Here is a 23,660-nt window from a genome sequence, read left to right as displayed (position 1 = left end):
TTTCCGCCATCCTACGCCGGTTGCGCCATGCAACCCTCATGTTTTTCATGGCGGCGCTCATCGCTGGCTGCGGCACAACCAAACCCGAACTGGATCCCACTGCAGGCTGGACCGCTGAGCGCTTGTATCGCGATGCGCGCGAAGCCATGAGCTCAGGCAGTTGGAAAACTGCGCGTACGCGACTGGAAGCCATTGAGGCACGCTACCCCTTTGGCACCTATGCCCAGCAGGCCCTGATCGACCAAGCGTATATCAACTGGAAAGACGACGAGCCGGAACAGGCTCTGGCTGCCATCGACCGTTTTGAGCAGCAATATCCTAACCATCCGGGCAGTGACTACATGCTGTACCTGAAGGGGCTGATCACTTTCACCCCCCCCAGCGCCGCCTTCAGTCATCTCACCAAACAAGATCCGGCAGAGCGCGACCCCAAGGGCCTGCGAGAATCGTATGATTCTTTTAACCAGCTGATAGCACGCTACCCTGACAGCCGCTATGCAGCCGACGCTCGCAAACGGCTCACCTGGTTGGTGGATACCATTGCTCGCAACGAAGTGTATGTGGCGGAATACTATTACCGACGCGGCGCCTATGTGGCTGCCGCCAACCGTGCCCAAACCGTCATCACCGACTTCGAAGGCGTGCCGATTGCCGAAAAAGCGCTGTACATCATGTACTTATCGTACGATGCTCTCGGCCTTGCAGAACTGCGCGACGACGCCAAGCGCGTGCTCGACCTGAACTTCCCCGACAGCATCTATTACACCCAGGGGCTGGACGAACCCACTAACTACTGGAACCCAGTCAACTGGTTCTAGTGTCTGGTCGGCCTAGGCCTTAGCCCCCGCTAGGGCGGCCGCACCTTTTGAAGCAGCTTCGTCATTCAGGCCCGGTTGGGCCCGGTTGGGCCTGCTTGGCTCCACGCTCCAAAAAAGCTTGCGCCTGGGCCGTGTCACGGGTCCGGGCAAACGGCGGCAAGCCACGCCATAGCAACCGCCCGTAGCGCTTTTCCACCATGCGGGCGTCGGCAACTAGCAACACACCCCAATCACGCTCGGTACGAATCAAACGCCCTGCCCCTTGCTTCAATGCAATTGCGGCCTCGGGAAGCTGATATTCCATAAAGGGGTTGCCGCCGCGCTCCCGGCAGGCCCGTAAGCGGGCTTCCAGTACTGGATCGTCGGGCGGCGCAAACGGCAGTTTGTCGATGGCCACCAGCGTCAGGGCATCACCCGGCACATCAATACCTTCCCAGAAACTGGCGCTGCCCACCAAGACCGCATTACGCGCCTGAGCGAAGCGTTCCAGCAACATGCGACGCGACATCTGACCCTGACGCAACAATGGCCGGTCGATATCATGGTCTTCAAAATGTTCTTGCAGCAGATCAGCAAGATGGTCTACCGAACGCAGTGTCGTGCATAAAACCAACACACCGCCTGGGCAGGCCTGAATCAGCGGCAATAACAAATCGGCAAAACGCGGATTGAACTCACGCGAATGCGCTTCCGGCAAACCGGCAGGCACGCACAACAGCCCTTGAGTCTGATAGTCGAAAGGCGACTCCCATCGTGCGGTACGTGCTTCCCACAACCCTAATTGGCGCGTGAAATGGCCGAAATCGCCATGAACTGAAAGTGTGGCGGACGTCATCACCCACGCCTGCCCTTTAGAGCGGTAGCGCGAGAAAATTTTGGCTACGGAAAGCGGCGCACTATGCATGCGCATGTGGTGTGTGCCCTGTTCGAGCCAGCGCACGGCTTCGCCTGCTTCGCTGCGGCTGTCAGCCAAAGCATCGTTACCGTCGCGATCTGGCTGGCTCCATTGGAACAAACGCGCTCGCAATTCGAGCGCCGTGCGCGAAGCTGCCATCAGGTCGGGATGCTTTTCCGCCACCACCCCCAGTAGGGCGATGACGCGATCCAGAGCCTGCAACAAATCGTCCAGTGCCTGATCAAACGGCTCTGGATCAGGTATGGCGTAAAAAGTGGCCTTCTGTCCCGGCATGCTCGCCACGGCTGCCGAAGCCAGCCGTAATTCACGCACTGCCGTTTCTACCGTACCGGCTGCCTGCGCCCAGTTGGTGGACTCTCGAGCATAGGCCAGCCCGGCAGCCTGTATGGCGCGGCAAAGATCCAATAACTGATGCGCTGACACACTCGTACCAAGAAAGCGCGTTGCAACATCCGGCAATTGATGGGCTTCATCAAACACGACGACATCCACACTGGGCAGGAGATCAGTGATCCCTTCTTCCCGTAAAGCCAGGTCAGCCATGAATAGCGCATGATTCACTACCACCAGGTCGGCTTCTTGCGCCTGACGCCGCGCTTTCAGAACAAAGCAGTCTTTGACATGGGGGCAGTCCTGCCCCAGGCAGTTTTCGCGAGTGGAAGTGACGCGGCTCCAGATGTCTGCATCTTCCGGAACCTCGGCCAAATCACTACGGTCACCCGTGCGGCTACGCCCGGCAAACACCGTAATGGCGCGCAGCTGCGAGATCTCGCTGCGGGAACGCAAAGCGCGATCGTCCTGCTGCAGGCGTTCCAAGTGGTAGTGGCACACATAATTGCCCCGACCTTTCAGCAGAGCAACCGTGATGGGCAACTCCAGCGCCTTACGCAAGCGTGGCAGGTCGCGTCGGAACAATTGGTCCTGCAAGGTACGCGTGCCCGTCGATACCAAGACTTTTACGCCGCTCAGGAAGGCGGGCACCAGATAAGCCCAAGTTTTACCCGTACCCGTGCCTGCCTCGGCCACCAGCGTCGCCCGGTCACGAATGGCTTCTTCTATGGCACGCGCCATTTCCAGCTGCGCTTCGCGCGGGCGATAACCAGGGTCGGCCGCCGCCAAGGGGCCTTGTGGAGAAAATATGTGGTCGAGATCTAGAGCGAACATGGCGGAATGATAACGCCGCCAAGAAAATCCGGCGCGAAATGCGAGATGCATAAATCCGCCTTATGGCAAAATGCTCCGTTCTCTGCTTTGAATAAAAGAAACATGAATCACCCTGAAACGCCTGAAGCGACACCGGATTTCTCCTCTGACCCCGCCCGCATCATTGAGCAGCTTGCTGATGAACTGGCCGTGCGTCCGGCACAGATTGCCGCCACGGTGCAATTGCTTGACGAAGGGGCCACCGTTCCATTTATCGCCCGCTACCGTAAAGAAGTGACCGGCGGGCTGGATGACACGGTGTTGCGGAATCTGGAAGTACGGTTGATTTATGTGCGAGAACTTGAGGCTCGCCGCACCGCCATTCTTGAGTCCATTCATAGCCAGGGCAAGCTGACGCCTCAGTTGCAGGTGGAAATCGAAGCAGCCGACGCCAAGCAGCGGCTGGAAGACCTTTACGCCCCTTACAAGCCCAAGCGTCGCACGCGCGCCCAGATCGCCCGTGAAGCCGGGCTGGAACCCTTGGCCGACGCCATCCTGGCGCAACCAGGCTGCGACCCAGCCGAACTGGCCGAAGGCTATCTGAACCCCGAAGCCAAGATCACCGATGCCAAGGCGGCATTGGATGGCGCTCGCGACATTCTGGCTGAACGTTACGCAGAAGACGCAGACCTGCTGGCCAACCTGCGCGACTACCTTTGGAACACCGGCTTGCTATATTCCAAGGTTGTGGAAGGCAAGGAAGAAGAAGGCGCGAATTTCCGCGACTGGTTTGAGTTCAGCGAGCGTTTGCGCAGCCTGCCCTCTCATCGTGTACTGGCCCTGCTGCGTGGCCGCCAGCAAGGCGTGCTTGACCTGCGCATCGGCTTGGAAGCCGAGCTTGAAGAGCAGGCGCCGCATCCTTGCATTAGCCGGATTGCCGAACACCTCAAGCTGGACGCCCGTTTCGACCTCCAGGCGCCCGCACGCGAGCGCTGGCTGGGCGAAGTGTGTCGCTGGACATGGCGAGTCAAGCTATTGACCTCTTTCGAAACGGAATTCATTACCCGCCTGCGCGAATCAGCAGAAGAAGAAGCCATTCGCGTGTTTGCGGCCAACCTAAAAGACCTGCTGCTGGCTGCGCCGGCCGGCCCCAAAGCGGTGTTAGGGCTGGACCCAGGCATTCGCACCGGCGTGAAAGTCTGCGCCATCGACCCAACAGGAAAACTGCTGGATACCGCCACCATCTTTCCCTTTGAACCGCGTCGCGACCGCGAGGGGAGCCTGCGCACACTAGCCACCCTGGCTAAACGACACAATATTGAGCTGGTTGCCATCGGCAACGGCACTGCGTCGCGCGAAACAGAAAAACTGGTCGCCGACTTGCAGCAGGCTCACCCCGAACTGGGGCTGACCCGCATTGTGGTGTCTGAGTCCGGTGCATCGGTGTATTCGGCGTCCGAGCTGGCCGCCCTGGAATTTCCTGACCTGGATGTCAGCCTGCGTGGCGCGGTGTCGATTGCCCGCCGCCTGCAAGACCCCCTGGCGGAACTGGTCAAGATCGAACCCAAAGCGATTGGCGTGGGCCAATATCAACACGATGTCAATCAACGTGAACTGGCCCGCTCATTGGACGCTGTTATTGAAGATTGCGTGAACGCGGTCGGAGTCAACGTCAATACGGCATCTGCCCCGCTGCTGGCTCAGGTGTCGGGCTTAAACGCCGGGCTGGCCCGCAACATCGTGGCTTACCGAAATGAAAGCGGCGCCTTCCCCAACCGTAAGGCCTTGATGAAGGTGCCGCGTTTTGGCGAAAAAGCCTTTGAACAAGCTGCCGGTTTTCTGCGTATTCCCGATGGCGACAACCCTCTGGATGCTTCTGCCGTTCACCCGGAAGCCTATCCCGTGGTGGAACGTATTCTGTCACGCATCCAGGCCGACGCACGCAGCATCATGGGCAAGGCCGGCGCACTGAAGGGTTTGTCACCATCAGATTTCACAGACGAACGCTTTGGCCTGCCCACCGTCAAGGACATATTCTCTGAACTTGAGAAACCCGGGCGCGACCCGCGGCCCGAGTTCAAGACAGCGCAATTCATGGAAGGCGTCAACACCATTCAAGACCTTACGCCCGGCATGATTCTGGAAGGCGTGGTGACTAACGTCGCCAACTTCGGCGCGTTTGTTGATGTAGGCGTGCATCAGGACGGGTTGGTGCATATTTCAGCCTTGTCTGACTCCTTTGTGAAAGATCCGCGCGACGTTGTGCGCGTGGGGCAAACCGTAAAGGTGAAAGTGCAGGAAGTGGATGTGGCGCGTAAGCGCATTGGCCTGACCATGCGTTTGAACGATGATTCTGCACCGGTAAGGCGAGGCGGAGATAGCGACACTGCGCGGCCGTCACGAGGCGGCCGGTCCCAGGCGGGCGAGCGCCGGGGCGCGGGGCGCAACGGCGGGCGCGAGGCCCGTCCGGAACCCTCCGGCGCCATGGCTGCGGCCTTTGCCAAACTCAAGCGTTAAGTTCGGTGTCGATGACCCCCGCCAGCAAAGCAAAGGCGGGGCCGATTTCCTCTTCACGTACACAGGCATAGCCTAGAACCAGCCCCTTCTTCGCCCGCTCTGGCTGCAAGTAGTACATGCTAAGCGGGCGAGCCATCAGGCCGCGCAAATAAGCTTCGCGGCAAATACGGACATCGTCCACGTGGTCGGGAAGCGCCAAAACCAGGTGCAGCCCGGCTTTATCGCCCACAACTTTGAATCGTGACCCGTAGTGCGCCTGCACGGCGACAATTAAACGGTCGCGCCGGGCCGCATAGAGCGAACGCATACGCCGCATATGCGAGCTGACAAACCCTTCTCGCAGGAATTCAGCCATCACGGCCTGCGTCATCAACTGCCCTTCCCGAAATAGGTCAGCCAAGCCGGAAGCCAGGGCTTGGGCCACTGACGTCGGCGCAACCGCATAGCCCAGGCGCAAACCTGGATAGAGCGTTTTGCTGAAGCTGCCCGCGTAAATGACGAGAGCCGCTTCATCCAAGCCTTGCAAGGATGGCAAAGGCCGCGCCCCGTACCGGAAATCGCTGTCGTAATCGTCCTCAAGAACCCAACAATTGTGTTGACGGGCATATTCGAGAATTCGCCGCCGCCGCGCCAAGCTCATTACCACGCCCAGCGGGTACTGGTGCGACGGTGTCACCACAATCAGGCGCGGGGGCTGGCGCATCTGCTCATTGGTCGGATTCATTCCTTCAGAATCCACTGGAATGCCGACCACATCCAGGCCATGGGAAAGCAGAATATTGCGTATCCCCCAGTAGGCCGGATCTTCCACCCAGACCCTGTCGCCGGGGTCGCACAGCAGCCGTGTCACGATATCCAAAGCCTGATGAATACCGGAGGTCACCAGAACCTGACCGGCATCCCCATTGACTGACCGGGACGCACGCAAGTAATCGCTGAGTGCTTGCCGTAGGGGCGGATAACCCCCTGAAGGCGCATAGCTAAGAAGTTCGGGCCGCAGCTTACGCCAATGCCGGTTATGAATACGCAACCACTGCTGCACCGGGAATTCTGTCACATCGGGTACGCCCGCCATAAAGGCGCCATGCTGGCGCTCGGAATAGCCCAGAGACGCCATCAACCGTTCTCCGCGCTTGGATAGGTTGCGGCTCTCGCCCACGGTGGGATCGACCTCGGAGCCCGCACCCACAGGCGCCGCCTCAACGGGTAAGTCGTGGCTGATATCTTCGACGAAAGTTCCGCGGCCAACGGCGGCCGAGACATAGCCTTCTTCTGCTAATTGTTCGTAGGCTTGCAGAACCGTATTACGGGAAATGGCGAGATCCCCCGCTAATTCCCGACTCGCAGGCAAACGGGTTCCTGCCCGCACATGACCTTCCAGAATACCTTGACGCAACAGACGATAAAGCTGCCGGTAAGCAGGTTCGCCTGATTTCCTGCGGAACCATTGCTGCAACCACTCGCTCAATGCACGCGGATTCAAAAATTGGCCCTATTAAATTTTAATAAATGGACCTTTATTGTAGACCACAGAAACTCTATAGTTTGGCCATACATAAAAAGATACAAATCCTCTTAGGAGTGAGACATGACTCAGCACAACTGGCCGCAACGCCAGCGCAACGCTATTCCGAATGGCATTGGCATTACTTGCAGCTTCTACGCAGAGCGGGCGCAAAATGCCGAAATCTGGGATACCGACGGCAACCGCTACATTGATTTCGCGGCGGGCATCGCTGTCAATAATACGGGGCATCGCCACCCTCGCATCATTGAAGCCATCAGCAAACAGCTCGAACGTTTCACCCACACTGCCTTCCAGGTTGCGCCCTACCACGCTTACATCGAGCTCGCAGAAAAAATCAATGCGCTCACCCCGGGCGACCACGCCAAGAAAACAGGCTTCTTCACTACCGGCGCCGAAGCGGTTGAGAACGCGGTGAAAATCGCCCGCGCTGCAACGGGCCGCAGCGGCGTCATTGCTTTTTCAGGGGCGTTCCATGGCCGCACCCTGCTGGGCATGGCTTTAACGGGCAAGGTCCATCCCTACAAGGCCGGCTTCGGCCCCTTCCCCGCCGAAATCCACCATGCGCCCTTCCCCAACGCCTTGCATGGCATCAGTGTGGAAGACGCCCTTGCCGGGCTGGACTTCCTGTTCCAGAACGACATTGATCCGGCGCGTGTTGCGGCCATCATCATCGAGCCTGTGCAAGGCGAAGGCGGCTTCAATGTCGCACCAGCCGAATTCCTGCAAGCCCTGCGCCGCATCTGCGACGAACACGGCATTTTGCTGATCGCCGACGAAGTTCAGACGGGCTTTGCACGCACCGGACGCATGTTTGCCGTCGAGCACGCCGGGGTCGTCCCCGACCTCATCACCATGGCCAAGAGCCTGGCCGGCGGCATGCCATTGTCAGCCGTGTGCGGGCGCGCGGAAGTCATGGACGCCGCTCCCATTGGCGGCTTGGGCGGCACCTATGCGGGCAACCCGCTGGCCCTGGCTTCGGCCTTGGCAGTGCTGGATATCATCGAAGATGAATCGCTGGTCTCGCGCGCCAACGACCTTGGCGAACGCTTGCGCAACACGTTGGAATCCCTGCGTGTGGCGGTGCCTCAGATTGCCGACATACGCGGCCTGGGCGCCATGGTTGCCGTGGAGTTCCAGAAGCCGGACAGCAAGCAACCCGACGCCGACTTCACACGTCAGGTGCAGCAACGCGCCATGGAAAATGGGCTCATTCTCTTGAGCTGCGGCAGTCATGGCAATGTCATCCGCTTCCTCTTCCCGCTGACAATCGAAGACGCTGTGCTGGACGAAGGCCTGCACATTCTGGCCAAAGCCCTGCGTGGCTGACCCTTTGCCGCGGCAGCAGCTTCCCGCTAAGGGTGGCGCCGCGGCCTTGAGCAAGGCGACACGATGAATACTTTCGTCCCAAAAAAAGACGACCAGCCACTTGTCAGTTTTCGCAATGTCCAGAAGTCATACGACGGCGAAACTCTGGTCGTCAAGAATCTGAACCTGGATATCCACAGTGGAGAATTCCTCTCGCTGCTGGGGCCTTCAGGTTCGGGCAAGACGACTTGTCTGATGATGCTGGCCGGTTTTGAATTCCCTTCTGCCGGTGACATTGTTCTGGACGGCCAGAACCTGAACAGAGTTCCGCCGCATAAACGCGATATCGGCATGGTGTTCCAGAACTATGCCCTATTCCCCCACCTTACGGTGGAACGCAACGTGGAATACCCCCTGAAGGTGCGGCGCGTCAGTGCCGACGAGCGTCGCAAACGGGTTGCAGCCGCTTTAGAAATGGTGCAAATGGGCGCGTTCGGCAAGCGTTACCCACGCCAGCTTTCAGGCGGTCAGCAGCAGCGTATTGCCCTGGCCCGCGCCTTGGTGTTCGACCCAAAGCTGGTGTTGATGGACGAACCACTGGGCGCTCTGGATAAACAACTGCGCGAACACATGCAGTTGGAACTCAAAGCCCTACACCGTTCGCTGGGCATTACTTTTGTCTATGTGACGCACGACCAGAGCGAAGCCCTGACCATGTCCGACCGTGTGGCAGTATTCGATCAAGGCGTGATTCAGCAAGTATCCAGCGCCGACACGCTGTATGAACTGCCGGCCAACCGCTTCGTGGCCGGGTTTGTGGGCGACTGCAACCAGTTGCCCGGCACCGTTGAACAAGCCTCTGGCGAACTTTGCACAGTACGCCTGAACGACGGCTCGGCCATACAGGCGCTCAATGTGCAAAATCTGCACGCGGGCGCCCCTTGCATTCTGGCGGTCCGCCCCGAACGCATCAAACTGGCCCACCAGGCCACCGACAACGCGGTGAGCGCCCGCACGCTCGACACCGTGTACTTCGGAGACCATATCCGGCTGCGCTGCGAGGCGGCCGGCTCTCCTCCCCTTTCCGTCAAGCTGGCACTTGGAGACCACGCCGGCCTGAATGGGCTAGCCCCTGGAGCGCCTGTATACCTGCAGGCTCAGCCAGAGCATATACGCGCTTTTGCGCCCTAAGTCGCTTCACTTCCTTCAACGACAAAACTACTGAGACAAAAGGATGCAACGACCATGAAATTCAAAACCTCACTTCTTGCCATCGGCCTGGGTACGGCTCTGCTGAGCCATTCCGCCCTCGCCCATGACCTCACCATCGTCAACTTCGGTGGCGCAAGCGGCGAAGCCCAGCAAATCGCCTTTATTGACCCCTTGAAGGAAAAACTTGGCATCAACATCCTCAACGTGGCCTACAACGGTGAGCAGGCCAGGGTGAAAGCCATGGTCGAAACGAACAACGTTGTATGGGATGTTGTTGAAGTCGAAACCGCTGACATCGGGCGCGGCTGTGACGAGGGCTACTACGAACAACTGGACTGGAGCAAGCTGCCCAAGGACGAAATCATGCCCGAAGCCGTCCATGCTTGCGGCGTTGGCACCTTTGTCTGGTCCACGGTTCTGGCCTACAACGCTAAAAACCTGCCGAAAACCCCTTCCAGCTGGGCGGATTTCTGGGATGTTGAAACCTTCCCCGGCAAGCGTGCTCTGCGTAAAGGCGCACGCTACAACATGGAATTCGCACTCATGGCCGACGGCGTGCCACCGTCTGAAGTCTATGACGTACTGAGCACGCCCGAAGGTGTAGACCGCGCCTTTGCCAAACTCGACCAGCTCAAGCCGCACATCCAGTGGTGGGAAGCCGGCGCCCAGCCGATTCAAATGTTGGCTGCGGGCGACGTGACCATGTCTAGCGCCTATAACGGCCGCATCGAAGCCGCTAACAATGAGGGTCAGGATCTCAGCATCGTATGGAACGAAAGTATCTACGACCTTGATTACTGGGTGATTCCTACGGGTTCCCCCAATAAGGAGCAGGCTTACGAATTTATTCGCCACGCTTCTTCGGTCGATGCACAGAAAGCCTTTGCCGCTGAAATCGCCTATGGGCCGATCAATAAACAGGCGATTGCTGAACTCGACCCCAAACTGCTGGCCAACCGCCCCAATGCGCCTGAGAACATCAAGAACGCCTTATTGTCCGGCTATGAGTTCTGGGTGGATCACGGCGAAGAACTCGACCAGCGCTTCTCGGCCTGGAGCGCCCGCTAAACGCCATGGCAACCACCACCCTAGGAACAACGCCCGCAGCTAAGCTGCGGCGTTCCGGCGCCAAAGCCGGGAACCGCCGCAAACTGCGGGCTGTCGCCCTCATCGCACCGCTCGCGGTCTTCCTGTTGGCCATCTTTGTTGTGCCCATTGCCACCTTGCTATTGCGGGCAGTGGACAACCCGGAGGTGGTGGATGCATTGCCGCGCACCATTGAGGCTCTGGTTGATTGGGACGGCTATTCCACGCCGCCGGACGCCGCCTATATGGCATTGCTGCAAGATTTGCAGGCTACCAAGGACACCCCGGCGGCAGGCGGGCTGGCCCGGCGTCTCAACCACGAAATCAGCGGCTACCGCTCTTTATTGTTCAAGACCATTCGCAACGTGCCGTTTGATGATGCCATCGCGTCCGACGCCGCCCGTGTGCGTGAACGTTTCCTAGCCATCGATAAGCGCTGGGGCGAACCGCCGTACTGGCAGTCCATCGCACGCAACGACAGCCGGTGGTCTCCTTACTACCTGCTGGCAGCCCTCGACCTCAAACAGGAACCCGATGGAAGTATCTCCAAAGTAGATCCTAGCACTTCCGTTTTCCTGGATATTTTCAAGCGTACCTTTGTCATCAGTGGCGTGGTCACCCTGCTAACGCTGGCGCTGGGCTTTCCGCTGGCATACTGGATCAGCCAACTTCCGACTCGCAAGGCCAATCTGGTCATGATCTGCGTACTGATCCCTTTCTGGACATCGGTGCTGGTGCGCATCGCCGCCTGGGTCGTGCTGTTGCAGCGTCAGGGTCTGATCAACAGCGCATTGATGAATATCGGGCTGACCGACGAACCCATTGAACTGCTGTTCAATCGCTTGGGTGTTTATATCGCCATGACGCACATTCTGCTGCCCTTCATGGTTCTACCCATCTACAGCAGCATGCAATCCATTCCACCCACTTATCAGCGCGCCGCTGTGTCGTTGGGCAGTCACCCCTTCGCCGCTTTCTGGCGGGTGTATGTCCCACAGACGTATCCGGGCGTCGCGGCGGGCGCACTGTTAGTGTTCATTATCAGCGTCGGTTATTACATTACGCCTGCATTGCTGGGCGGCCCGGGCGACCAGATGATCAGCTATTACGTTGCTTACTTCACTAACCAGACCATCAACTGGGGTATGGCAAGCGCGTTGGGCTTTCTGCTACTGGTTGGCACCTTACTGCTCTATTCACTGTACCGCCGCCTGTCGGGCCGCGAACTTGGACTGGGATAATCATGAAAACACATGCCCTTCCTCCCTACACTTCCTTGGTAGAGCGAATCTGGCGGCAGGTACTGCGTGGGCTGTGTCTGCTTACCCTGGTGTTCCTGCTGCTGCCGGTGCTGGTCATCATCCCGCTGTCGTTCAGCAGCGGCAGCCTGTTGCTCTACCCCATACCGGAGTTTTCTCTCAAGTGGTACCAGGCGCTGCTGCAATCAGAAGATTGGATGCGTGCCACCCGCAACAGCTTCATTGTGGCGCCCGCCGCCACCTTGATTGCCACGGTGCTAGGCACCATGGCGGCCATTGGCCTGAACCAAGCGAAATTCCCGGGCAAGGGCCTGCTAATGGCGGTACTCATTTCCCCGATGATTGTGCCCTTAGTGGTGGTGGGGGTAGGGATTTATCTGTTCTACGCCCCTTATGGGCTGGCTAATAGCTATACCGGGCTGATTCTTTCTCATGCCGCTCTGGGTGCGCCGTTTGTGCTCACCACAGTCAGCGCCACCTTACAAGGGTTCGATCACAACCTGGTGCGGGCCGCTAACAGCCTGGGCGCCAATGCCATCTACAGCTTCTTTACGGTGTCGCTGCCCTTGATTGCGCCAGGTGTGATCGCGGGAGCCTTATTCGCATTTGCCACATCATTCGATGAAGTCGTGGTCACGCTGTTCTTAGCTGGCCCTCAACAGGTGACATTGCCACGCCAGATGTTTACCGGCATACGCGAAAACATCAGCCCCATCATCGCCGCAGTGGCAACCGTGTTAATTATTCTGTCCACTACTTTGTTGCTCACTCTGGAATGGCTGCGTGGCCGCGCTCAGGCCCGCGCCACCCGACCCGCGACATCAGAATAACGTTCAGAAAGAACGCTGAAAGCACCCGCCTGCCGGGCAAAACCGGCAGGTGGGAATGCTGCAGGCTTAATCGCCCATAGAAGCCAGTGCGGCTTCGACATCGGCAGCCACCTCTTCGGCGTACTGACACACCACGCGGCCATCCAATCTGACACTGACCATGCCGCCCTCTTGCGCAGCCATACTTTGCAAAGCCTGTGGCTGTTGCAATGCCTTGATCGCCGCTCCCGCTGCTTTCGGATCATCAAAGGGTTCCGAAAGCAGAAGCTCGACGCCATCCGCGCCAATCAGGCGGAAGCGGAACTTGCCGCCTTCATCACGAAAACTCACAAAGCGGGCCGCCTTACCTTTGGACTTGGTCGTGGACGGAGCCGCTGCCGCACTCACGGAAATACTGCGGCACAAGCCGACGGCCTCGCGCAGGCGCTCAATAAACGGGACGGACAGCTTACGCGCTTTGACAGCCCCGGCTTGCAGAATGTCTTCAAGACGGTCAGGGCGAGAAATCAGATCGGCATAGCGTTCACGCATAGGGCCAAGCTCGGCATCCAGCAATTCACAAAGCTGTGTTTTAGCTTCACCCCAAGCCAGCCCGTCTTCCAGCGCCTGCTTAAATGTCGCTGCCTGTTCGCGCGAGGAAAAAGCCCGGTACAAGGTAAACAGGTGTGAGCTTTCCGCATCCTTGGGTTCGCCTGGCCCACGCGAATCGGTGACGATACGCATGACCGCCGCACGCATGGCTTTGCTGCCGCCTTCAAACAGCGGAATCGTGTTGTCGTAGCTCTTGGACATCTTGCGCCCATCCAGGCCCGGCAGCGTGGCGACATCATCATCTACCTGCACTTCAGGCAGCACGAAAAGGTCTTCGCCCTGGCCATACAGGTGGTTGAAACGCTGGGCAATATCGCGAGCCATTTCCAGGTGCTGGATCTGGTCGCGGCCGACCGGCACCTTGTTCGCATTGAACATCAGGATATCGGCCGCCATGAGAACCGGGTAGGAAAACAGCCCCATGGTCACGCCGTCATCTTCATCAACATTGCGTGCCACGTTTTGATCAACCGCAGCTTTGTATGCATGGGCCCGGTTCATCAGGCCCTTGGCTGTTACGCAGGTCAACATCCAGCAGAGTTCGGGAATTTCTGGAATGTCTGATTGACGATAAAAGGTCACGCGTTCAGGGTCCAGCCCTGCCGCCAGCCAGGTCGCTGCAATCTCAAGGCGTGAACGGGCTATGCGGGCAGGCTCGTCGCACTTAATGAGTGCGTGGTAATCCGCCATGAAGTAGAAAGCATCGACGTCTGGGCGGGTACTGGCTTGAATGGAAGGCCGGATCGCACCAGCGTAGTTACCCAGGTGAGGAGTGCCGGTGGTCGTAATGCCGGTGAGGACTCGCGTATTCATATTGTTCGACTGTGAATGGGCAGTAAGGGGCCGCGCCTATAAAGCGACGGCGGCCCGACGTTCGGATTCCAGGTATTCACGTGACTGCATCTCGACAATGCGCGACACAGTGCGGTGGAACTCATTGGACATAGGCCCGTCAGTATAGAGCTCTTCCGGCGGACATTCGGCCGACATGATGAGCTTGACCTTGTGGTCGTAAAACACATCAATCAGCCAGGTGAAACGCCGTGCTTCTGAAGCCTGACGCGCCGTCATACGAGGCACATCGGACAAAATCACCGCTTCAAAACGGGTTGCAAGTTCCAGATAATCGTTCTGCGAACGGGGCGTACCGCATAGCGTATCGAAGTCAAACCAAACAATGCTGCCAGCCAGCGCAATGGCAGTCAGCTCGCGGTTTTCAATTTCCAGCACCGGCTCCATCGGCGCCGTATCAGACAGGCGCTCAAAGTCGGCACGCAATTGGGCTGTAGTTTCCTCGCCAAGCGGTGTGAGGTAAGCCCGAACCTGCTCCAGGCTGCGGCGCCGGTAATCCACCCCCGTATCTACATTGAGTATATCCATCTGATTCTTAATCAGACGAATAGCAGGCAGGATACGGTCGCGATGCAGGCCGTCCGGGTACAGGGTGTCGGGCTCGTAGTTGGAAGTCATGATGAAGGACGTACCATGCTCGAACAAATGCAGCAGCAGCTTGTGAAGAATCATAGCGTCGGCGACATCCGACACATGGAATTCATCGAAGCAGATCAGCCGATAGCGCTTGGCGATGCGGCGCGCCACTTCCTCTAGCGGGTCTTGTTGGCCGCGCACTTTTTTAAGTTCGGCATGTACACCGCGCATGAACTCGTGAAAATGCAAACGGGTTTTGCGCTTGACCGGCACCGTTAGATAGAAGGCATCCATGATGAAGCTCTTGCCTCGCCCCACCCCGCCCCATAAGTAAACGCCGCGCGGCACGGCGGGCCGTTTGAGCAGTTTTTTGATGCGTGAAGACCGCGCTTTCTTGAAACTGATCCATTCGTCGTAATAACGCTGGAGACGATCAATGGCCGCTTCTTGAGCGGCATCAGGCTGATACCCGCGCTCGGCAAGCGCCTTGCGGTAATACTCGCGTACGTTCATGAAATGCCAAACTTGAAAGAAAAAAGGGCGGAACTGCGGCCGCCCTTTTTGAACTATGCCGGGCCAGGAGCCCCCCGTAAACGGAGGTTGCTGCCTGGCGACGGCACTTCCCGAAAAACTCGGGAATCATCACAAGATGCCCAATCGCTTAAAAATTCAGCGTGCGCTTGTCTACAGCCAGTGCTGCTTCCTTGACTGCTTCGGACAGCGTCGGGTGAGCATGGCAGATGCGTGCGATGTCTTCGGCTGCGCCACGGAATTCCATAATGGTGACGGCTTCAGCGATGAGTTCGGAAGCAGTCGGCCCAATGATGTGCACACCCAGAACTTCGTCCGTCTTGGCGTCGGCCAGGATCTTCACGAAGCCGGTTGTGTCACCCAGTGCACGCGCGCGACCATTGGCCATGAAGGGGAAGCTGCCGGCCTTGTAGGCTACGCCATCCTTCTTGAGCTGCTGTTCATTGCGGCCCACCCAGGCAATTTCAGGCGAGGTGTAAATTACCGACGGAATCGTGTCGAAGTTAACATCACCGTACTGGCCGGCAATGCGCTCAGCCACTGCCACACCTTCGGACTCTGCCTTATGCGCCAGCATGGGGCCGCGCACCACGTCGCCAACGGCCCAGACGTTGGGCAGGTTGGTGCGGCACTCGTCGTCCACTGCAATAAAGCCACGCTCATCAAGCTTGAGGCCCACGGCTTCGCCATTCAGACCCTGTACATTGGGCACACGGCCAATCGAAACGATGAGCTTATCAACGGAGAGCTTGTGCTCTTCGCCCTTGGCATCGGTGTATTCAAGAGATACACCCTTGGACGATGTTTTAACTTCGTCGATCTTGACGCCGGTTTCGATCTTCAGGCCTTGCTTGGTAAATGCCTTGAGGGCCTCTTTGGCAACCTGCTGATCGGCCACTGCCAGGAAGTCAGGCATGGCTTCGAGCACGGTGACTTCCGCACCCAGACGACGCCACACGCTGCCCAGTTCCAGGCCGATTACGCCAGCACCAATGACGCCCAGCTTTTTGGGAACCGAAGGAATGCTCAGGGCGCCGTCATTGGACAGCACCGTGGTTTCGTCAAATTCCAGGCCGGGCAGCTGACGGGGGGTCGAGCCAGTCGCTACGACAACGTGCTTGGCGACGAGTTCTTCTTCGTCCTTGCCTTCTACCTTGATGCTCCAGCCGCCATCAACCTTGCTGGAGAATGCGCCGGTACCGTGGAAGAAGCTGATCTTGTTCTTCTTGAACAAATACAGAATGCCGTCGTTGTTCTGCTTGACGACGGTATTTTTGCGAGCCAGCAGCTTATCGAGCTTAAGGCTGACGCCCTTAACTTCGATGCCGTGGTCTTCAAAGTGCTCTTTGGCCTGCTCGTAGTGCTCAGACGACTGCAGCAAGGCTTTGGAAGGAATGCAACCTACGTTGGTGCAGGTGCCACCGGGTGCGGGCTTGCCATCGGCGGTGCTGGCTGCGTCAACGCAGGCGACTGTCATGCCCAGTTGTGCTGCGCGAATGGCTGCGATGTAGCCGCCGGGGCCTGCACCAATCACCACGAGATCAAATTGTTTTGCCATGTTCTTTCTCTGTCTTTGAAATTATTGGAGGGAAACGCTCACGATGACGCCAAGGAAAAACCCCGGCGGGCCGAACTCAGAAAACACTGGATTCAGCCTTGCCGGGGCAGATCAGGCGCCCTGGAGCATTAGACGTCCAGCAGCAGACGCTGCGGGTCTTCCAGTGCTTCCTTCATGGCCACCAGCGACAGCACGGCTTCGCGGCCGTCGATGATGCGGTGGTCATAGGACAGTGCCAGATAGTTCATCGGGCGGATGACGATTTGGCCGTTTTCCACAACCGGGCGTTCCTTGGTGGCATGAATGCCCAAGATGGCCGACTGAGGCGGGTTGATGATGGGGGTGGACAACATGGAACCGAACACGCCGCCGTTGGAGATCGAGAAGGTACCGCCGGTCAGCTCATCAAGCGTCAGCTTGCCGTCGCGAGCACGGTTGCCGAAGTCGGCGATGGTCTTTTCGATTTCAGCGATGGACATTTGGTCGGCGTTACGCAGAATGGGCACAACCAGGCCACGCGGGCTACCGACAGCGATACCGATGTCGAAGTAGCCGTGGTAGATGATGTCCTTACCGTCAACCGAAGCGTTAACAATCGGGTATTTCTTGAGTGCAGCCACTGCGGCCTTCACGAAGAAGGAGGTAAAGCCCAGCTTCACGCCGTGCTCTTTCTCGAAGCTGTCCTTGTACTTGCGGCGCAGATCCATCACGGCCTGCATATTGACTTCGTTGAAAGTCGTCAGGATGGCGTTTTCTTGCTGGGACTGCAGCAGACGCTCGGCCACGCGAGCACGCAGGCGGCTCATGGGAACACGCTGTTCCGGGCGGCCGTCGAGCGACAGCGTGGGCGGAGCCACGGGTGCGGCAGGCTTCTGTGCCGGCGCGGCAGCAGCGCTGGCGCCAAGCGCGTCGCCCTTGGTAATGCGACCACCACGGCCTGTGCCCTCGATGCTGGCCGGGTCAACACCCTTTTCAGCGAGGATTTTGCCGGCAGCGGGCGAGGTGATAGCGGTAGCGGTGGCAGCAGGCGCGGCAGCCGCAGCGGGCGCCGCTTCGGCAGGCGCTTCAGCCGCAGGCGCTGCTGCAGCGGTGGCCTTGCCTTCGGTATCGATGCGAGCCAGGACTTCGCCTGCGGTCACGGTCGCGCCGTCACCCTTGACGATTTCCTTCAGAACCCCAGCGGCCGGTGCGGGCACTTCCAGCACGACCTTGTCGGTTTCGACTTCGATCAGAATTTCGTCGAGTTCCACTGCTTCACCGGGCTGCTTCTTCCATTCGAGCAAAGTGGCTTCCGAAATCGACTCCGAAAGCTGGGGAACGAGCACATCAGTAATTGCCATATTGGTATCCGTTTCTGGTGTTTTAAGTTTCTGTGAATGTTGATTACTTGGTCAGCATGAAGCCCTTGAACTTGGGCGCCAGCGCGGCTTCGAGCAAGGCGCGTTGCTGCTCGATATGCTTGGCCAGGTAACCCACAGCCGGGGAAGCCGATGCAGCACGGCCTGCGTAGCCGAGCTTCTGGCCTTCCGTCATGTTCTCATACAAGTGGTGCTGAATATAGAACCACGGCCCTTGATTCTTGGGCTCGTCCTGTACCCATACGACTTCCGTGGCATTCGGATACTTGCTGAATTCGGCCTGGAAGGCTTTGTGCGCAAAGGGATACAGCTGTTCCACACGCAAGATGGCGACATCGTTGCGCTCGCCTTCGCGGCGGGCGTTGACGAGGTCATAGTAGACCTTGCCGGAACACACGATGACGCGCTGTACGCCTGCTGGATCGATGCTGGCATCGGCTTCGCCAATAACAGGCAGGAACTGGCCGTTAGCCAAGTCTTCAAGCGGCGACGTAGCGTCTTTGTTGCGCAGCAGCGACTTGGGCGTCAGGATGACGAGCGGCTTACGGAACTGGCGAATCATCTGGCGACGCAACAAGTGGAAGATCTGCGCACCATTGGTGGGCTGGACGACCTGGATGTTGTTGTCGGCGCACAGCTGCAAGAAACGCTCGATACGTGCCGAGGAGTGTTCCGGACCCTGCCCTTCGTAGCCGTGCGGCAACATGAGGGTTAGACCGCAATGACGGCCCCACTTAGCTTCGCCGGAGGTAATGAACTGGTCGATCACAACCTGGGCGCCGTTGACGAAGTCGCCGAACTGGGCCTCCCAAATGGTGAGGGTGTTGGGCTCAGCAGCAGCATAACCGTACTCAAATGCCAGTACTGCTTCCTCAGACAACACAGAGTCGATCACCGTGAATGAAGCCTGATTCTCCGTGACGTTTTGCAGCGGGATATACGTGCCGTCGTTCCAGCGTTCACGGTTCTGATCGTGCAATACCGCGTGACGGTGGGTAAACGTGCCACGGCCGGAATCCTGACCCGTAATGCGGATGGGATAGCCACTGGCAACCAAGGTGGCGAAAGCTAGGTGCTCGGCCATGCCCCAGTCTACACGCGCTTCACCACGCGCCATGGCGCGCCGGTCATTCAGCAGGCGCTTGACCAGCGGGTGAACCGTAAAGCCCTCCGGCACCGTGGTGAGCTTTTCACCGATGCGGGTGAGTTCCGACAGCGGCACAGCGGTGTCGGCGTGATCGGTCCATTTAGCTGTGAGGAACGGAGACCAATCGGTGGCGTACTTGTTCTTGTAATCGGTCAGCACGGGCTCAATGGTACGCTGGCCATCGTCGAGAATCTGACGATAGGCCTTAACCATTTCATCCGGCTCTTCTGCTTGCAGTACGCCTTGCGCAACGAGTTTGTCAGCGTAGAGCTTGCGAGTGCCCGGATGCTTGCTGATGCTTTTGTACATGAGCGGCTGGGTGAGCGAAGGCGTGTCTTGCTCATTGTGGCCCAGCTTACGGAAGCAAACGATATCCACCACGACGTCGTGGCGGAACTTCATGCGGTATTCCAGTGCCAACTGCGTGACAAAGACCACGGCTTCTGGGTCGTCGCCATTGACGTGGAAGACCGGTGCTTCGATCATTTTCACCACGTCGGTGCAATACAGCGTGGAACGTGTATCGCGCGGGTCGGATGTGGTGAAACCGATTTGGTTATTGATAACGATGTGCAGCGTGCCACCCGTGCCATAGCCACGCGTCTGGGCCAGGTTAAGGGTTTCCATAACCACGCCCTGCCCTGCGAAAGCCGCGTCGCCGTGCACCAGAACCGGCAGAACTTGCGTGCCTAGTTCATCACCACGACGATCTTGGCGGGCGCGTGTGCTGCCCTCGACCACCGGGTTAACGATTTCGAGGTGGGAGGGGTTAAACGCCAGCGACAGGTGTACGGGGCCGCCACGCGTGGAAAGGTCGCTGGAGAAACCGTTGTGGTATTTAACGTCGCCGTCGGTCAGGCCTTCTGCGTGCTTGCCTTCAAATTCTGCGAAGAGCTCACCCGGCATTTTGCCCATGATGTTGACGAGCATGTTCAGACGGCCACGGTGAGCCATGCCGACAATGATTTCTTGCACGCCGTTCTCGCCGCCATGATTAACGACTTCGTCCATGCAGGCAATAAAGCTTTCGCCGCCTTCGAGTGAGAAGCGCTTTTGACCGACGTACTTGGTATGCAGGTAGCGCTCCAGGCCTTCGGCTTCCGTGAGCTGCTGCAGAACATTGCGCTTCTCTTCGGGCGTAAACGAGGGCGTACCGTAGGTGGATTCCAGGCGTTCTTGAATCCAGCGCTTGGCGCTAGGGTCGGAGATGTGCATGAATTCTGCGCCAATGCTGCGGCAATAGGTGTCGCGCAGCGCATTGAGCAGATCACGCAAGGTCATGGAATCAGCCTTGGTGAAATAGGTATTAGTTGCAGCGTAGACGCGATCCAGGTCGGCTTCGGTGAGGCCGTAGAACGCAGGATCGAGCTCGGGAATCGTGGGACGCTCGTGGCGCTTCAGCGGGTCGAGGTCAGCGAAGCGCACGCCAAGGGAACGGTAAGCCGCAATGAGCGACTGCACGGAAACCTGTTTGCTGGCTACGGAGAGATCGGGCTCGGGAACATGTGCAACAAAGGCATTAGCCTTGGCACGCTCGGCGAACGATTGCACGATAGGCGCATGGGCCTGATCGCGTGTCTGCTCAGTCCCGCCAGGCGCGGGTTGGTTTTGCAGCTGATCAAAATAATCGCGCCATTCTTCAGGAATGGAGCCTGGATTATCCAGATAGGATTCGTACAACTCCTCAACGTACGGCGCGTTGCTCCCAAATAAATAGGAGGTGGACAAAAGCTCTTTTTCAGATGACATATATTCGCTTCACCTAGCCGAGCGTCTCGCTCGTTTATGTGCAGGACAACCTTCCGCGACACGGCCAAACCGGATAGCGGATAGCGGAGGACAGAAGGTAACGGGTATACGGCGGCGCTACAAGCCATATAGTGGACTTAGTATAACCTCCTGATCTTAGCATCCGTCATTCTCGACCATGCAATACGCTGTTTCATGAATGGAATCGTTGGAATAAGCAAACACTATGCCCAATTGCTGCATCGCACCACCGAAATTGCTGCATTGCCGCATTTCCTGTGGATGATATTCTTGCTCATTCCTCGGTTTTTTGTTTGATATTTTGGAGTATCCACCATGCACGCCAACGACGATCTGGAGAAGCTCGCGCTTGATTATCACGCGTCGCCGACTCCGGGCAAGATTTCAGTTACGCCCACCAAACCGCTGGCCAATCAGGATGATCTTTCATTGGCCTATTCGCCTGGCGTAGCGTTTGCCTGCATGAACATTCATGCTGGTGGCGAAGACGCAGCCGCCAAATACACTTCACGCTCCAATCTTGTGGGCGTCATTACCAATGGCACGGCTGTTCTTGGTCTGGGCAATATTGGGCCGCTGGCGGCAAAGCCCGTAATGGAAGGCAAAGGCTGCTTGTTCAAGAAATTTGCCGGCATTGATGTATTCGATATTGAACTGGCCGAAAACGACCCCGACAAACTGGTGGACATTATTGCGGCCCTGGAACCCACACTGGGCGGCGTGAATCTCGAAGATATCAAAGCACCGGAATGCTTTTATATTGAAAAGAAATTGCGCGAGCGCATGAAGATTCCGGTTTTCCACGACGATCAGCACGGCACAGCCATTATTTCTTCGGCCGCCATTCTGAATGGGCTGAAAGTGGTTGGCAAGAATATCAGCGAAGTGAAGCTGGTGTGTTCGGGCGCCGGCGCGGCCGCTATCGCCTGCCTGGATCTGCTGGTTCAATTAGGCGTTCAACGCCAGAACATCTATGTCGTCGACTCTCGCGGCGTCATCTATGAAGGCCGGGAAGCCAATATGGAGCCCAACAAGGCTCGTTATGCGCAACGCACAGAAGCGCGCACGCTGGCTGATGTCTGCGTTGATGCCGACGTATTCCTGGGCTGTTCAGCCCCGGGCGTGCTAACAGCGGAAATGCTGAAAACCATGGCGCCCAGCCCTCTGATTCTGGCGCTGGCCAACCCCAACCCTGAGATTCGCCCTGAAGTCGCCAAGGAAGCCCGGCCCGACTGCGTGATTGCCACCGGCCGTTCCGATTACCCCAACCAAGTCAACAACGTTCTGTGCTTCCCCTTCATTTTCCGCGGCGCCATGGATGTCGGCGCCACCGTCATTAACGAGGAAATGAAGCTGGCCTGCGTGCGGGCCATCGCCGAGCTCGCGCAAGCCGAGCCCAATGACGAGGTCGCCACCGCCTATGCTGGCGAAGAGTTGAGCTTCGGGCCGGAATACATTATTCCAAAGCCCTTCGACCCACGCTTAATCATTAAGTTGGCCCCAGCTGTCGCACAGGCCGCCATGGATTCCGGCGTCGCCCGCCGCCCCATTGAAGACATGGAAGGCTACCGGCAAAAACTGCTGGGCCTAGTCTACCGTACGGGTCAGTTGATGCGGCCCCTGTTCATGGAAGCCAAGTCTGATCTCAAGCGTGTGATCTACGCCGACGGTGAAGATGAGCGCGTACTGCGAGCGGCTCAGATCATCATCGACGAACGGTTGGCTTTCCCGGTGCTGATCGGTCGGCCTTCCGTCATCGAGATGCGCATCAAGAAATTCGCGCTGCGTATTGTGCCTGGGGTTGATTTCGAGATCATTAACCCCGAATCCGACGACCGCTTCAATGAAACTTGGCAAGCCTATTACCAGCTGCGCGGCCGTGCAGGGGTGACACCCGAGTTGGCGAAATCCATGATCCGCAAGCACAACACGCTAATTGGCGCCATGTTGCTGCAGCGCGGCGACGTCGACGCCATGATTTGCGGGGTCTCCACCAAGTTCGATAACCAGTTGCGCTACGTTAAAGAAGTCATCGGCCTGAAGCCAGGCGCCCGTACGTTTGCGGCGATGAACGTGCTGACCCTGCCGACGCATTCCATCTTCGTCTGCGACACTCACGTGAATGAAGACCCGACCGCAGAAGAAGTCGCTGAAATGACCATACAAGCGGCTGAAGAAGTCCAGCGTTTCGGGGTGGTGCCGAAAATCGCCTTACTGTCGCATTCCAATTTCGGTAGCCGTCCGACCGCTTCGTCTATCAAGATGGCCGAAGCACGCCGCCTGGTTGCCGAACGCGCACCCCATTTGGAAGTCGATGGCGAAATGCATGCCGACGCGGCTTTATCGGAAAGCATCCGCCTGCGCGCTTTCCCAGACTCGACTCTCAAGGGGCCGGCCAACCTACTGATTTTGCCCAATCTGGATGCGGGCAATATCACGTACAACATGCTGAAGATGACAGGCGCCAACGGCGTAGCCATGGGCCCCATCTTGTTGGGGGCGGCGCGGCCTGTGCATATCCTCACCACCAGCTCCACGGTGCGGCGCATTGTCAACATGACGGCTCTCGCCGCCGTTGATGCGCAACAGGAAAAAGCGGAAGGCAAACTGTAAATGTTCCGCCTTCAGTAGGTATCAATGGCCTCCTTTCCTAACGGACTGGA

At 58.0% G+C, this 23,660-nt stretch carries 15 protein-coding genes; 8 read left to right on the top strand and 7 right to left on the bottom strand.

The features are described 5' to 3' along the window. Nucleotides 1-38: 38 nt before the first annotated feature. Nucleotides 39-818 carry an outer membrane protein assembly factor BamD gene (locus tag VRY85_RS08660; protein ID WP_414598254.1) on the top strand — a complete coding sequence of 260 codons (780 nt, stop codon included), beginning with the start codon at nt 39-41 and terminating at the stop codon, nt 816-818. Between the two features lie 61 nt (nt 819-879). Here the strand turns inward: VRY85_RS08660 and VRY85_RS08655 are convergent, their stop codons facing one another. Continuing rightward, a complete protein-coding gene (locus VRY85_RS08655) occupies nt 880-2,898 on the bottom strand; it encodes an ATP-dependent DNA helicase (RefSeq protein WP_414598253.1) in 2,019 nt (672 codons plus the stop codon). 102 nt (nt 2,899-3,000) lie between these two features. Between VRY85_RS08655 and VRY85_RS08650 the strand changes: the two genes are divergently transcribed. Next, nucleotides 3,001-5,394: a Tex family protein gene (locus VRY85_RS08650; RefSeq protein ID WP_414598185.1), complete on the top strand. Its 2,394-nt coding sequence runs from the start codon at nt 3,001-3,003 to the stop codon at nt 5,392-5,394. Here VRY85_RS08650 and VRY85_RS08645 read toward each other — a convergent pair. Continuing rightward, complete coding sequence (locus VRY85_RS08645; RefSeq protein WP_414598184.1) at nt 5,384-6,877, bottom strand: PLP-dependent aminotransferase family protein; 1,494 nt, start codon at nt 6,875-6,877, stop codon at nt 5,384-5,386. The genes VRY85_RS08650 and VRY85_RS08645 overlap by 11 nt on opposite strands. Before the next feature lie 105 nt (nt 6,878-6,982). Here VRY85_RS08645 and gabT point away from each other — a divergent pair, with 105 nt between their 5' ends. From gabT to VRY85_RS08620, 5 genes are all read left to right on the top strand, one after another. Continuing rightward, nucleotides 6,983-8,248 carry a 4-aminobutyrate--2-oxoglutarate transaminase gene (gabT, locus tag VRY85_RS08640; protein ID WP_414598183.1) on the top strand — a complete coding sequence of 422 codons (1,266 nt, stop codon included), beginning with the start codon at nt 6,983-6,985 and terminating at the stop codon, nt 8,246-8,248. A gap of 63 nt (nt 8,249-8,311) precedes the next feature. Further along, entirely contained in the window at nt 8,312-9,418 is a 1,107-nt protein-coding gene (locus VRY85_RS08635) for an ABC transporter ATP-binding protein (RefSeq protein WP_414598182.1), read from the top strand. A 54-nt stretch (nt 9,419-9,472) separates the two neighbouring features. Continuing rightward, nucleotides 9,473-10,507, top strand: coding sequence for an ABC transporter substrate-binding protein (locus VRY85_RS08630; protein ID WP_414598181.1), 1,035 nt, complete (start codon nt 9,473-9,475; stop codon nt 10,505-10,507). Between the two features lie 5 nt (nt 10,508-10,512). After that, nucleotides 10,513-11,766: an ABC transporter permease gene (locus VRY85_RS08625; RefSeq protein WP_414598180.1), complete on the top strand. Its 1,254-nt coding sequence runs from the start codon at nt 10,513-10,515 to the stop codon at nt 11,764-11,766. A gap of 2 nt (nt 11,767-11,768) precedes the next feature. Continuing rightward, nucleotides 11,769-12,614: an ABC transporter permease gene (locus tag VRY85_RS08620; protein ID WP_414598179.1), complete on the top strand. Its 846-nt coding sequence runs from the start codon at nt 11,769-11,771 to the stop codon at nt 12,612-12,614. A 66-nt stretch (nt 12,615-12,680) separates the two neighbouring features. Here the strand turns inward: VRY85_RS08620 and VRY85_RS08615 are convergent, their stop codons facing one another. The 5 genes from VRY85_RS08615 to VRY85_RS08595 all read right to left on the bottom strand — a co-directional run bounded on the left by VRY85_RS08615 (nt 12,681) and on the right by VRY85_RS08595 (nt 20,976). Beyond that, entirely contained in the window at nt 12,681-14,018 is a 1,338-nt protein-coding gene (locus tag VRY85_RS08615; RefSeq protein WP_414598178.1) for a tryptophan--tRNA ligase, read from the bottom strand. Between the two features lie 36 nt (nt 14,019-14,054). Further along, a complete protein-coding gene (gene zapE / locus VRY85_RS08610; protein WP_414598177.1) occupies nt 14,055-15,146 on the bottom strand; it encodes a cell division protein ZapE in 1,092 nt (363 codons plus the stop codon). Between the two features lie 148 nt (nt 15,147-15,294). Further along, nucleotides 15,295-16,722 carry a dihydrolipoyl dehydrogenase gene (lpdA, locus tag VRY85_RS08605; protein ID WP_414598176.1) on the bottom strand — a complete coding sequence of 476 codons (1,428 nt, stop codon included), beginning with the start codon at nt 16,720-16,722 and terminating at the stop codon, nt 15,295-15,297. A gap of 128 nt (nt 16,723-16,850) precedes the next feature. Then, the gene (gene odhB / locus VRY85_RS08600; RefSeq protein WP_414598175.1) at nt 16,851-18,062 is read right to left on the bottom strand and encodes a 2-oxoglutarate dehydrogenase complex dihydrolipoyllysine-residue succinyltransferase; all 1,212 of its coding nucleotides are present in this window, start codon (nt 18,060-18,062) and stop codon (nt 16,851-16,853) included. A gap of 43 nt (nt 18,063-18,105) precedes the next feature. After that, a complete protein-coding gene (locus VRY85_RS08595; RefSeq protein WP_414598174.1) occupies nt 18,106-20,976 on the bottom strand; it encodes a 2-oxoglutarate dehydrogenase E1 component in 2,871 nt (956 codons plus the stop codon). A gap of 336 nt (nt 20,977-21,312) precedes the next feature. Here VRY85_RS08595 and VRY85_RS08590 point away from each other — a divergent pair, with 336 nt between their 5' ends. Next, the gene (locus tag VRY85_RS08590) at nt 21,313-23,610 is read left to right on the top strand and encodes an NADP-dependent malic enzyme (protein ID WP_414598173.1); all 2,298 of its coding nucleotides are present in this window, start codon (nt 21,313-21,315) and stop codon (nt 23,608-23,610) included. Nucleotides 23,611-23,660: the final 50 nt, after the last annotated feature.

This window comes from Achromobacter sp. F4_2707 (assembly GCF_047501535.1).
GTDB lineage: Bacteria > Pseudomonadota > Gammaproteobacteria > Burkholderiales > Burkholderiaceae_B > Yanghanlia.
Note: the sequence above shows the minus strand (reverse complement) of the source record. Positions and strands in the feature narration are given on the sequence as shown.